Annotated in this window: 11 protein-coding genes; 1 reads left to right on the forward strand and 10 read right to left on the reverse strand. The window is 55.3% G+C overall.

Translation table 11 applies throughout. The features are described from left to right. Positions 1-345: 345 nt before the first annotated feature. The gene (gene adhE, locus AC0CW1_RS04655; RefSeq protein ID WP_488182118.1) at positions 346-2,958 is read left to right on the forward strand and encodes a bifunctional acetaldehyde-CoA/alcohol dehydrogenase; all 2,613 of its coding nucleotides are present in this window, start codon (positions 346-348) and stop codon (positions 2,956-2,958) included. A 392-nt stretch (positions 2,959-3,350) separates the two neighbouring features. Here the strand turns inward: adhE and AC0CW1_RS04660 are convergent, their stop codons facing one another. From AC0CW1_RS04660 to AC0CW1_RS04705, 10 genes are all read right to left on the reverse strand, one after another. Continuing rightward, the gene (locus tag AC0CW1_RS04660; protein ID WP_488181885.1) at positions 3,351-4,127 is read right to left on the reverse strand and encodes a hypothetical protein; all 777 of its coding nucleotides are present in this window, start codon (positions 4,125-4,127) and stop codon (positions 3,351-3,353) included. 237 nt (positions 4,128-4,364) lie between these two features. After that, positions 4,365-4,514: a hypothetical protein gene (locus tag AC0CW1_RS04665; protein ID WP_488181886.1), complete on the reverse strand. Its 150-nt coding sequence runs from the start codon at positions 4,512-4,514 to the stop codon at positions 4,365-4,367. 233 nt (positions 4,515-4,747) lie between these two features. Further along, positions 4,748-5,386 (reverse strand): ParA family protein, encoded by a 639-nt coding sequence (locus tag AC0CW1_RS04670; RefSeq protein WP_488181887.1) that lies wholly within the window; start codon positions 5,384-5,386, stop codon positions 4,748-4,750. Then, positions 5,358-5,801, reverse strand: coding sequence for a ParA family protein (locus AC0CW1_RS04675; protein WP_488181888.1), 444 nt, complete (start codon positions 5,799-5,801; stop codon positions 5,358-5,360). The genes AC0CW1_RS04670 and AC0CW1_RS04675 overlap by 29 nt, the downstream gene beginning before the upstream one ends. Before the next feature lie 638 nt (positions 5,802-6,439). Continuing rightward, the gene (locus tag AC0CW1_RS04680; RefSeq protein WP_488181889.1) at positions 6,440-7,162 is read right to left on the reverse strand and encodes an MIP/aquaporin family protein; all 723 of its coding nucleotides are present in this window, start codon (positions 7,160-7,162) and stop codon (positions 6,440-6,442) included. 284 nt (positions 7,163-7,446) lie between these two features. Then, entirely contained in the window at positions 7,447-7,995 is a 549-nt protein-coding gene (locus AC0CW1_RS04685) for a BMC domain-containing protein (RefSeq protein ID WP_488181890.1), read from the reverse strand. Between the two features lie 16 nt (positions 7,996-8,011). Next, on the reverse strand, positions 8,012-9,349 hold the full coding sequence (locus AC0CW1_RS04690; protein ID WP_488181891.1) for a 4Fe-4S dicluster domain-containing protein: 1,338 nt from the start codon (positions 9,347-9,349) through the stop codon (positions 8,012-8,014). A gap of 146 nt (positions 9,350-9,495) precedes the next feature. Continuing rightward, the gene (locus AC0CW1_RS04695; RefSeq protein ID WP_488181892.1) at positions 9,496-10,938 is read right to left on the reverse strand and encodes an aldehyde dehydrogenase family protein; all 1,443 of its coding nucleotides are present in this window, start codon (positions 10,936-10,938) and stop codon (positions 9,496-9,498) included. Positions 10,939-10,968: 30 nt separating this feature from the next. Beyond that, on the reverse strand, positions 10,969-12,078 hold the full coding sequence (locus tag AC0CW1_RS04700; RefSeq protein WP_488181893.1) for a cob(I)yrinic acid a,c-diamide adenosyltransferase: 1,110 nt from the start codon (positions 12,076-12,078) through the stop codon (positions 10,969-10,971). A gap of 109 nt (positions 12,079-12,187) precedes the next feature. After that, positions 12,188-12,478, reverse strand: a complete 291-nt coding sequence (locus tag AC0CW1_RS04705; protein WP_488181894.1) for a EutN/CcmL family microcompartment protein — start codon at positions 12,476-12,478, stop codon at positions 12,188-12,190. Positions 12,479-12,495 lie beyond the last annotated feature (17 nt).

Consider the following 12,495-nt stretch of genomic DNA (forward strand, 5'->3'; position numbering starts at 1 on the left):
CGTTATCCTCCCCTGTCATCGTAAAGCTCAAAGCCTAGCGAACGGGCACGCAAGCAAACCAGGCGGCAACGTTACATTCAAGGAAACAGGCTTTCCGCCTAGCAACGTTACGCTCAAGACTACAGGTAAGCAAAGACACCCAGCCGGAACCGACAGCATCCGTCGCACCCGGCTGGGTGTTTCTTGTTATTTTCATGGAAAATTTTAATCATCCAGCAGGAGTGTTTTTACTGGCAATCGAAGAAAACGATTGCTATTTCTTTTGCTATCCAGGAAAGATTAAGGAATGGAGAACTAGCCGGCGCAAGGAGGTTCGATCAGATGAACATGGTTTATCCCTCCCCCATGCTAGGCGCAGATAACGGCGCCGCCCACGGGGCTTCCCCCGCCCCCGATGTCACCCAAGCGATTGACAGACTGGTGAATCAGGCCCAGGCGGCCTTGGACCGTTTTCTTGAACTCGACCAGGACCAAGTGGACAACATCATCCACGCCATGGCCGTGGCTGGCCTGGAGCAGCGCATGCCCCTGGCCAAAATAGCCGTCGAGGAGACGCGCCGCGGCGTCTATGAAGACAAGATCATCAAAAACACCTTCGCCACCGAGTCGGTCTACCACAGCATCAAGTACCACCAGACGGTGGGCGTCATCGGCGTCAACGAGTTTGACGACTACGAGGAAGTGGCCGAGCCGGTCGGCGTCATCGCCGCGCTGACGCCAGTCACCAACCCCACCTCGACGACGATGTTCAAAGCGCTCATCGCCATGAAGACGCGCAACCCCATCATCTTCGCCTTCCACCCCGGCGCCCAGCGCTCCAGCGCCGCCGCCGCCCAGGTGGTCTATGAGGCCGCCGTCCGGGCCGGCGCGCCAGAGCACTGCATTCAGTGGGTCGAGCGGCCCTCCATTGACGCCACCAACCTGCTGATGCGCCACCCCGGCGTCAGCCTGATCCTGGCCACCGGCGGCGCCAACATGGTCCTCGCCGCCTACAGTTGCGGCAAGCCGGCCCTCGGCGTCGGGCCGGGCAACGTGCCCTGTTTCATTGAAAAGACGGCCAACCTGCACCGGGCCGTCACCGACCTGATCATGTCGAAGACCTTTGACAACGGCATGATCTGCGCCTCCGAGCAGGCCGTCATCGTCGACCGGGCCATCGCCGGCGACTTTGAAAGCTACATGAGCGAACACAAGTGCTACTTCCTCAGCGAAGACGAAAAAGCCCGCCTGGAGGGCATCGTTGTCAATGAGGAAAAATGCGCCGTCAACGCCGACATCGTCGGCCAGCCAGCGGCCCGCATCGCCGAGATGGCCGGATTCTCTGTGCCGCCCGACACGAAGATCCTGCTGGCCCGCTTAGAGGGCGTCGGCCCCCAGTATCCCCTCTCCCGGGAAAAACTTAGCCCCGTCCTCGCCTATTACATCGTCGACGGCGCCGAGGAAGGCATCGACCGGGCCGAAGAGATGGTCCGTTTCGGCGGCATGGGCCACTCGGCCGTCATCCATTCGGAAGACCCGGCGGTGATCGACGCCTTTTCCCGCCGGATTAAGGCGGGTCGGCTGATCGTCAACTCCCCCGCTAGCCAGGGCGCCATCGGCGAGATCTACAACGCCAACATGCCCTCGCTCACCCTGGGCTGCGGCACCTTCGGCGGCAACTCCACCTCGGCCAACGTATCGGTGGTCAACCTGATCAACAAAAAACGGGTGGCGAGGCGGCGAGAAAAGATGCAGTGGTTCAAAATCCCCGAGCGGATCTACTTCCAATTCGGCGCGGTGGCCTACCTGGAGAAGATGCCCGACATCCACCGCGCCTTCGTCGTCACCGACCCGGTCATGGTGCAGCAGGGGTATGTGGACCGGGTGCTCCACTACCTGCGCCAGCGCCACATCTACGTCCACAGCGAGATCTTCGCCGAGGTGGAGCCCGATCCGTCCGTCGAGACGGTCATGCGCGGCTGCCGCATGATGAACGACTTCAAACCGGACGTGATCATCGCCCTCGGCGGCGGCTCGGTCATGGACGCCGCCAAGGGGATGTGGCTCTTTTACGAACACCCGGAGACCGACTTTTCCCTCCTCCGCTTGCGTTTCATGGACATCCGCAAGCGCGTCTACAAGTACCCCAAACTGGGCGCCAAGGCGCGGCTCGTCGCCATCCCGACCACCTCGGGCACCGGCTCGGAGGTCACATCCTTCGCCGTGATCAGCGACAAAGAACGGAACATCAAATATCCCCTGGCCGATTACGAACTGACGCCCGACGTGGCCATCATCGATCCTGAATTCGTCATGACCGTCCCGCCGGGGGTGACGGCCGACACGGGCATGGATGTGCTGACCCACGCCATCGAGGCCTATGTGTCGGTCCTCGCCTCCGACTACACGGACGCGCTGGCGATCAAGGCGATCCAGATGGTCTTCGAGTACCTGCCGCGGGCCTTCCACAACGGCCACGACAAACAGGCCCGGGAGAAGATGCACAACGCCTCCTGCATCGCCGGCATGGCCTTCACCAACGCCTTTCTCGGCATCAACCACGCCATGGCCCACCAGTTGGGCGGCGTCTTCCACATCCCCCACGGCCGGGCCAACGCCATCTTGCTCCCCCACACGATCGCCTTCAACGCCAGCCGGCCGACGAAGTTCACGTCCTTCCCCAACTACGAATCCTATGTGGCCGACCGCCGCTACGCCGAGATCGCCCGCATGGTCGGCCTGCCGGCCCGCACCGTCGAGGAGGGCGTACAGTCGCTCATCGAGGCCGTCCGCCATCTCATGCAGAAACTGCGTATGCCCCTCACCCTGGCTGAACTCGGTATCGAGCGGAACCGGTTCATGAGCCTGGTGCCGGAACTGGCGGAGCGGGCTTTTGATGACCAGACGACGACGGCGAACCCGAGGATGCCGTTGATGACGGAGTTGCAGCAGATTTTGATGAATGCTTACGGGGGATAAAGAGCGGTTTTGAAAAAAGTACAAAACTGATCATGGATTTGCTTTCGACGATTTCTAATGCGACCTCGCCATCTTCGGCGACGTCGCATTATCTTTTCGGTTGTCAGAGGGCGAAAATGATGTCCCTTATATCAATTCATCTACACTAGGCGGACGACTTCCATCCTCCTAGCGCCTCCCTGCCCGACAAAAAACTCTGGTTATCCCGTAAAAACTCATCTGCTATGTGAGAAGGAAAAGCAATTCTCACCGGTTTGTGGCGAAGTCTCTCTAACTCTTTCGTTGTCCCCTGATCAATACCCCTGAGTATTGTCAGGTCTTCGTCAACAATATCGCAGACCTTGTCGGGAACTTCAATACCTGCAGCTTCGACTTTTAAAGAGGCTAGCATTCTAGGATTTAATATTATAGTGGGTATTAATTATCTCATCCAAACCTTCCTTATTTTTCAAAATAAGCTTAGGATGAAAATTTACAACATACTGATCAATTGCAATAAAAGAAAGTAATATTTCTAACGCCACCTTATTGTAATTAGCGAGTAATATATCGTTTATTAGGAGAGTACGGAGAGTACCTGTAATTTTTTCTATTGACGACAAAAAATAAAGTATAATCGATAACTCATACGAAAGTTTTCTAAAGTTAAGTCTATTAAAAAGTATCAACGACATACTAGTAATGATTTTGTGACTATCTCGCGTAGAACTTAAAATTCTTCTATTGAAAAAATCTATAATATATACTCCCCAATATGAGAATACTACCATAACAATTAAAAAAACAATGTAAACGATTGCGGAGTAGTACTTTTTGTCAATATCAAAAATTTGTAACACAGCAGTCCATAACACAAATTGAATTCCTGCCAGCAAGAAGAATGTTACAACAATGCCAAGAAATATTTGAATTATAGCAATAATTTGATAAACTAGTTCCAAAAGTTTATTAACTACAAATGCTATTTTACCTATATACTTATTTTCCTTAAATGGCTCAAAAATAATTTTTATGCTTAATAACGAAAAAGTAGTCCCTGTTAAATATATAACCAATTGACCTTGCAAATCGTCTACATTGAAAATTACGTACCAACAATACGCCGCTACAGAAACAAGCATTATAATAACAATAATAGATAATATTTTCAATTTTGTTTTTTCCTCCACAATTCAATTATATTGCTCCAATTTTTTCGACAGAAAAGGTATTTTTCCTTCTAACCGTTAATAATTAACCTTATCTACAGGTACTGGTGGTTAAGGCTTATTACACGTCGGGCCAAAAGCCCGCTTCTACTACCTCCGCGAGAAGAAAAACCGCCCTGGCGGCTCTCCCTAACTATGTAATCTGTTAAGCCTTATCCCTTAGCTTCATCCATTGCATCTTCTTAAATATCCTGCCAATCAAAATTCCGTTGCCTCCGCTATGTCCAATTCTGTTCCTATCGAATACTCGGCGGCCATAACCTCATCCGGAAAATCTTTCAGGTCGTTCTTCTGCCGTATCAGGCTGGCAACCATTTCTGTGATCACTCGCTGCAAATGCTCGTTCATTGTTAGCTCTGTCCTTTCAGCGTCTATGTGTTTGGGTCGATGTAACTGTATTTTACTAGCAATTATAGGTTTGTCGGTGTTGGGGGGAAAGAAAATCAGCCCGTCAGTGTGACGGACTGTTTGGATGAACAGTCGGATTTCCCCCACCGGCCATTCATCGTCTCTGTTTTTGGGTCAATGTAACGAGGTTCTACTTGTTGCTGGAGTTTTAAATACCTTTAGTATTATGTAATTCAAAAATTATGAACTATGAAATTTGCTAGTTTATCAAATTCCCTATCCATTAAGTACATTAAGTCTATCTGATTTTGAGCCCAAGCTCCCCTGCCTATATCTCTGGTAGGTCTTGTATTATGTAAGTATTTAATCGGTGTATTTTGCACAATACTATCGGGTGCCATAACATTAAGGTCTTCAATCTTTGCAACAGGAATTTCACCGATACAACTAGGTATGCAATTGTAATTCTTTATATTATTCAAATTTATTAGCAGCCGATTTTTTACGGCACTTTCAATATGTTTGTATTGTGCTTTGTCCGCTCCAGTCGCCTGGGCAACACTAGTACCCGGCTTTTTCCTAGTATCAAATCCGTTAAATATCCATCCCCCAAACTTGGGCTGCCCTTTGGTAGGTATTAAAGTATCGTATGGATTTGATTCCAAATATCTACTAGTTCCCTGTTGCCAATCCGTAATAAATTGCGGCAGTACTTCACCGATTAAGCCTATACAATACGCTGAGAACAAATCCGGAGTACAAGGAACAATAAAATAATCGGAGCAATACAACGCAGATCTAACTAAAGTATTAAATGACGGAGGTAAATCAAGTAAAACAAAGTCATATGCGAAACCTTTTGATTTTTCCACCTCTTCTATTAATAAGTAAAAAACGGTATAGCCCTGAGCCCCCAATAACGTCAGTACCAACATTAAGTACGTCAGCAAAATTATTCAACCAAAAATCCCCAGGTACTATATCGAGAGTTATTTTTCTTGAGACATTCAAGACTCTTTGCGTTTGAACTGTAGAGATTTTATTCTGAAGAATGTACGGTTGGGCAAATGATCTTACTGTCATACCGTAAGGGTTGCTGCCGGAAGTGTTAAGGCAAGTTGCAAATCCACTAGTTCCAATAGTAGCAATTGAAAGATTGCATTGCGGGTCAAAGTCAATAAATAATACTTTTTTTCCCAGATGGGCTAACGAGACTCCTAAATTCCAGACTATAGTAGTTTTCCCAACTCCGCCCTTGTTGTTAAAAATAGATATAACTCTTCTCACATCTAGTTCTCCCCTCGATAATAAATAAATACCAATTTTTGTTTGAGCAAATGACGGATAGAATAGAATCTATCCCTCTGCTTTCCGAAATCCTCAATAAATCTAAGGAGCTATTAGATAAATGTTATTCTACGGCGTTCCTTTATTTTCCTTCAAGTGGTTTCAAAAAAACTAAACGTGTGTTGCCGTTTCTCCACTGCCTAAACGTCGGGCCTACGGTTCGTTGTTCCCCCCGCTATCCCCCAACACAAAATAAAAAAGCCCCGGAATTAATCCTGGACTCCAACATAACTCATCTTTAAAACCCCACGTAGCCGTCACGCCAGGCGTCACCGCCCGACACAACCAACATCCACACACCCGAAAAAACCAATAAAATCAATGGTCGGGGTGACAGGAACCTGCGGCCTCTTGCTCCCGAACCAAAGAACCGTAGATGGGTAAAATTATTTCAAGCACAAAGCTAAGCATTGTCAATATTATTCTCAACCCCACTCAATATTTTCCCTGTTACCCCTTTAAACACCTGCCTTTTAAAACAACGCAAATCTGGCACCGTAAACAAGAACGGCGCCAGATTGCATAAAGAGAAAACGTTTGGCTCTTCGTCAAGTAATGTTGTTTTCTTACTTAACTTCCTACTTGAGAATCCCAGCAGCCAGCGCGATGTAGTAAGCACAAACACCACCGATGAACGGTCCAGCGACGGGTATCCAAGCATAACCCCAGTCAGATCCACCCTTGCCAGCGATGGGCAGAATGGCGTGGGCGATGCGGGGTCCTAGGTCACGAGCAGGGTTGATGGCGTAGCCAGTGGGGCCGCCGAGGCTCAGGCCAATGCCCCAGATCAGGATGCCGACCATGTAGGGGACCATGCCGGCGGGGACGGCGACGGCTTTGGAGGTCAGGGCGAAGACGGGGACGATGAGCATGATAGTGGCGATGATTTCACATAGCAGGTTGGATGGGGTGTCGCGAACGGCGGGAGCGGTGCAGAAGATGCCCAGCTTCGCGCCCTTGTCTTCGGTCAGTTCCCAGTGGGGCAGGAAGGCCAGCCAGACGACAGCGGAACCGACGATAGCGCCAGCGACTTGCACGCCCATGATGGCGACGGCTTCCGAGAAGGTGTAGACGCCGATCAGCGTTTTGGCGAGCGTTACAGCCGGGTTCAGGTCTCCCTGTCCGCCGGTGGCGACGGAAGAAGCGATGCCCATGATGACGGCAAAAGCCCAGCCTGCGGTGATGACCAACCAACCGGATCCCTCCGCCTTGGAACCTTTCAACAACACGTTCGCCACGACGCCAGCGCCGAAGATGAGCAGCACGACGGTGCCGAAAAATTCGCCAAACAAATAATTCATTGGGAAACATCCTCTCTTCTGAATTGTTCATTTTTTTGACTATTGCAATTATTTGTGTATTCAAATAATTGCTCTTTTCTGTACGCTCAGGTTTTCTTACTCTTTTACGCTTACTTAGGACGACTTAGCGTAAAACAGCTTAGCGGAAACAGAGTAGAAATAGGATAGAAACGAGGTAAACTCGACCGGCTACTTCGAAACCTTATCGCGATAGAAGTAGCCGGCCCGTATCGTAAGCCGATACTGTTCTGCTAAGAAAATGCTCGTCTTGGAAGATATTCGTCTTAGAAAATGCTCGTCTGCAACCCCTTATGCGGCGCCGGGATAACGATCTGATCGACCAGGAATCCGCTGTCGGCGATGACGTGGCTGCCGGCCTTGATGGCGGCGGTGACAGCGCCTACGTCGCCGGTGAGCGATACGATGGCTTTGCCGCCGAGGCCGCGGGCCAGGCGAATCTCGATCAGTTCGACGGCGGCGGCTTTGACAGCCTGGTCGGCGGCGACGACGGCCGAGGCGACCGAGTAAGTCTCAATCACGCCGAGCGCCCGGATTTGCTTGACTTCGGTGCAGCCGGTCAACGCCGGGAAGACGGTCGGATGGACGTTGGGCAGGACGAAGTCGTTGACCACATGGTCCTTTCCAATCGCCTGGCCGCTGCGGACGGCGCTCTGGACGGCCCCGACGTCGCCGCTGACGAGGATGACGTACTTGCCCGGGCAGAGGGGCTGGGCCAGGAGCAGTTCCACGTTGCCGGACTTGAGCATGGTGTCGGCGACGAGGATGCCCTGGGTCACATTTTCAATCTCCAACATGCCGATGGCGTTTTTCATTGCTTCCCCTCCCCTCTCAGGCTTCCGCCCGGATCGTAACGCCGATTTCCGTCGAAATGACGACGCCGTCAATGCTGGCGTGGATGTTGGCGCTGACCGCCGCGCCTTCCGGGATGGCGGCCACCAATTGCCCCACCGTGACCTTGTCACCGACGCTCACCGCGATGACAGCCGGCGCGCCGATGTGCTGCCGCAAAACCAAGCGCACTTCGTCCGCCGCCAGGAGCTCATCGACCAGCGGCGCGGGGACGTCATACTCGTACAGGCCCAACCGGGAGACGAGCCGTTTGATGGGAATGCGCCGGTTGCTGCGGTGCGAGCCCGCCCGGAGCGGCTTGTTGTGATGGGGGTTTTTGATGCCGGCGGCGCTCATCTGCCGCTTCAGTTCCGCGTTGACGCGGCGCGGCGACAGGCCCATGGTGCAGCCGAAGCTGTCGCAAGCCCCGCATTCGGAACAGAGGAAGGCGCTCGTCAGCACGGTCGAGGCGCTGCCGGTAAGACCGTTGCCGACGGCCTGCATGATCCGGTGCGGCTCCAGACCGTGACCGAGCAGGTGACGAGGGCAACTGTCGGTGCAGGCGCGGCAGGCGCAGCAGACCGATTTGGCCCGGTTGAGGGCCGCTTGCCAGGGCAACTGGCGGCTGACGACCAGCGGGTGGTCCTTCGGCAGGACGAGGATGCCGCCGGTCGTCTTGGTGACCGGGGCGTCCTTTTCGATCAGGCGTCCCATCATGGGGCCGCCGTCGATCACGGCGTAGTCGTCGATCTTCGCGCCGCCGGCGGCTTCCACGAGGCGGCTTACGGAGACGCCGACAGGGACTTTCAATGTCACCGGCTTGTGTACGGCGCCGGAGACGGTGACGTACTTTTCGGTGACGGGAATGCCGTCCATGGCCCGGGTGACGTTGAGCAGCGTCTCCACGTTGACGGCGACGACGCCCACCTGCAAGGGGATGCCGCCTTCCGGCACGATCCGCCCGGTCACCTCATAGACCATGACCTGCTCGTCGCCGGCCGGGTAAAAGTCGGGCATGAAAAAGAGTTCGATCCGCCCCGGCGCATGGGTGGCGATGGATTTTTCCAACGCCTCGGCGGCGGCGGTGTACTTCTTTTTGAGGGCGATGTAACTCTTGGTCGCCCCGGTGGCCAGCATGACGGCGATCATCCCGAGGACGACCTTGTCGCTCTCGACAGCCATAATCTGCTGGTGGGCGCGCAGCAGCGGTTCACATTCAGCGCCGTTGGCGATGATAAAATCCGCTTTCGCGTTTATTTTCACATGCGTGGGAAAACCAGCCCCACCGGCCCCCACCACACCAGCGGCCCTCACGGCGTTGACGATTTTTTCGATCATCGGTTTCAATCACCCGCTTTTTTTAGGGGGCGGTTTGCCCCGCCCCAATCAATCCTAATCACGCGATCTTGACTGGCAATGCGATATCGCCTGCTAATCATTCGTTCTAGCAATGCGACTTCGCTTTGCTCGACAATCACGCCAAACTACACGATCTTGAAGCCTTCTACAAGGACGCAGCGGCGCTGGCGGGTGAAGGTCCGGGCGGAGGTGAGGCCTTCCCCGGTCGGACCGGCGATGGTGAAGGTGGTGTGGCCTTCGCCGCCGACGCCAATCCCAGCGTAAGAGGGGCCGTTTTTGACGAAGATGGTCGTCTGGATGGCGCGGGCGAGGCGGGTCAGGTTGTCCACGTTTTTCGAGTGCATGATGGCCGTGTGACGGTTGCCATGTTCGACTTTGACGGCCAGTTCGATGGCGGCGTCGATGTTTTTCACCTGGACGATGGGCAGGATGGGCATCATCAACTCTTCGATGACGAAGGGATGGTCCTCTTCTACCTCGCAGATGACGGCGCGGATGCTGTCGGGCACATCGATGCCGATGGCCTTCAGAATGAGCTGGGCGTCCTTGCCGACCCAGGACTTGTTGATGCCGTAGCTCTTCTTCGGCTTGACGGTGCAGCCGGGAGCGATCAGCTCTTCCTTCTCCGTCATGACCACTTTGAGCAGGGCGTCGATCTCCGATCCTTTGATCAGGTAGGCCCCGTTGCGACGCATGTGAGCGATCAGTTCATCGGCGACCGAGCCGACGACGATGACCTCTTTTTCGGCGATGCAGGGCAGGTTGTTGTCAAAGGAGCAGCCGGCGATGATGTCGCGGGCTGCTTTGGGGATGTCGGCCGTCTCGTCGACAACGGCCGGCGGGTTGCCGGCGCCGGCGCCGATGGCTTTTTTGCCAGAGGAGAGGACGGCTTGGACGACGCCCGGTCCACCGGTGGCGACGAGCAGGCTGATGCCGGGGTGTTTCATCATCTGGTTGGCCGCCTCGATGGACGGTTCGGCCACCATGGTCAGGAGGTTGCCGGGGCCGCCCGCCTCGATGATGGCGTTGTTGAGGATCTCCAAGGTCCGGTAGGAGGTCTTCTTCGCCGTTGGGTGGGGGCTGAAAAGGACGGCGTTGCCGGCGGCGATCATGCCGATGCCGTTGCAGATGATCGTCTCCGAGGGGTTGGTGGTCGGCGTGATGGCGCCGATGACGCCGTAAGCGCCCATCTCCACTAACGTCAAGCCGTCATCGCCGGTCCAGGCGGTGGTGGTCAGGTCTTCCGTGCCAGGCGTTTTGTTGGCAACCAACTGGTTTTTCAGGATCTTGTCGCTCACCCGTCCCATGCCGGTTTCCTGGACGGCCAGGCGGGAGAGTTCCTCGGCGTGGGCCAAGGCGACTTTGCGCATCGCCGCGATCAGTTCTTCCCGTTTGGCGACGGAGAGGGTCTGCAGTTGCAGGTAGGCGCGACGAGCGGCGTTGACGCATTCATCGACGGTGGCGAAGACGCCGGGGATCTGGGGCGCCGCGGCTTTGGCTTCCTTACTTTGCAGGTTGGCCAGCACCTCGGCGACGATCTTGCCGACGATCTCTTGGTTGATGCTCATTGGTCATTCACTCCCTGTTTCACGGCGTACTCAGGCGTCCAATCCGGCTTGCGCGACGGCGATGTCCTGTTCGACAGAACCGCCGCTCACCCCGATGGCGCCGATGATGACGCCGTCGTCAGCGATGGGGATGCCGCCGCCGAAGACGACCAGCCGGCCGCCGTCGACGGTGTTCAGCCCGTAGAGCGCCCGGTAGGGCTGGGCCAAGGCCGCCGCCGCTTCTGTCGACATCTTTAAGGCCACCGCTGTGTAAGCCTTGTCCCGGGAGATGGCGATACTGGCCAGCAGGGCCCCATCCATCCGGTGTTGGGCCACCAGGTTTCCCCCGTCATCGACGACGGTGATCACCATGGGTACACCGATTTCGGCTGCTTTCGCTTCCGCGGCTTCGATCATCGCTTTCGCGCGACCGAGCAGCGTTGAGGCAGCCGCTTTTTTTGTCAAGTTTACGGGGTCGGCAGCCGCCTGTTTGGCAGCGGGTTGCTCAGGGGTCAACGGTTCCGCTTTTGCCGGCTCAAGAACCGGCGGCTCAAAAAACGACCGCTCTTCGGAGGAAAGCTCAGTCGCCGATTGCTCGGACAAAATGCGCTTCACCGTGGCGGTCACTTGGTCAACCATCTCTTCCTGGTCCACATAGCGGGCCAGCACGAAGAGCAGGTCGGAGAGGCGATTCAGGTAGACCATGACGGGCGGGTGGACGTCGGCGAACTTGGACAGTTTCACCGCCGCCCGTTCGGCCCGGCGGACGATGGTCCGCGCCAGGTCAATGGCCGCGCCGGCGGAAGAGGCGCCGGGGATGACAAACCCCTTTTGGGGGATCCGAGCGGCTTCCAGGCGGTCGATCACCTGTTCCAGCGCGCGGGCATGGTCGTCGGTGAGGCGGTAGCTCAACCGGCGGTTTGTCCCTTCCTCCCCGAGTTCGGTCGCCAGGTCGGCGTTGACATCAAAAAGTTCCGCCTGGAGGCGGTGGATGATCGACAGGACCTGCTCGTTTTTGGTGAGCGATTTGGCTAAACCCAGGGCGGCGCTCGCTTCATCGAGGGTCCCGTAGACCTCGACACGGGCGTGGTCTTTCGGAACGCGCTGGCCGCTGAAGAGGCTGGTGACGCCCCGGTCGCCTGTTTTGGTGTAGACTTTCATCGCAAATTACCCCTTGCCGGCTTTTTCGGCGGTGTTTCGCCGTGTGGGTGCTCCCGGCCCACCCGACCCGCCGTGGCGGGCGAATCGGGCCGGCCGTTTGCGGAGCCGGTCAATCGGCGTCGTTGAGCAGCCGTTCGTCGAGTTCAACGCTGTCGATGATCCCGACGATGGCGGCGTCAACGGCGCTGTTTTTATTGGGCAGGATCAGCCGGGCCGATGTCCCTTGCAGGACCAGCACCCGTTCGCCGCTTCCCGCGCCCACTGTGTCGACAGCCACGATCAGCCCGATTTTGTTGGCTGAACTGCTGGACATGGGCTTGACGATCAGCAGCTTGCTGCCGACGAGGCTCTCATCCTTGCTGGTGGAGACGACGTTTCCTACAACCGTTCCGATCCACATGGAAGATCGCTCCCCTC

Source organism: Heliomicrobium sulfidophilum (assembly GCF_057715735.1).

Excerpts from the sequence above, each read along its gene's own strand:
- adhE (WP_488182118.1), top strand. The coding sequence starts at position 346 with ATGCTAGGCGCAGATAACGGCGCCGCCCACGGGGCTTCCCCCGCCCCC.
- AC0CW1_RS04665 (WP_488181886.1), bottom strand. The coding sequence starts at position 4,514 with ATGAACGAGCATTTGCAGCGAGTGATCACAGAAATGGTTGCCAGCCTG.
- AC0CW1_RS04680 (WP_488181889.1), bottom strand. The coding sequence starts at position 7,162 with ATGAATTATTTGTTTGGCGAATTTTTCGGCACCGTCGTGCTGCTCATC.
- AC0CW1_RS04685 (WP_488181890.1), bottom strand. The coding sequence starts at position 7,995 with ATGAAAAACGCCATCGGCATGTTGGAGATTGAAAATGTGACCCAGGGC.
- AC0CW1_RS04690 (WP_488181891.1), bottom strand. The coding sequence starts at position 9,349 with ATGATCGAAAAAATCGTCAACGCCGTGAGGGCCGCTGGTGTGGTGGGG.
- AC0CW1_RS04695 (WP_488181892.1), bottom strand. The coding sequence starts at position 10,938 with ATGAGCATCAACCAAGAGATCGTCGGCAAGATCGTCGCCGAGGTGCTG.
- AC0CW1_RS04700 (WP_488181893.1), bottom strand. The coding sequence starts at position 12,078 with ATGAAAGTCTACACCAAAACAGGCGACCGGGGCGTCACCAGCCTCTTC.
- AC0CW1_RS04705 (WP_488181894.1), bottom strand. The coding sequence starts at position 12,478 with ATGTGGATCGGAACGGTTGTAGGAAACGTCGTCTCCACCAGCAAGGAT.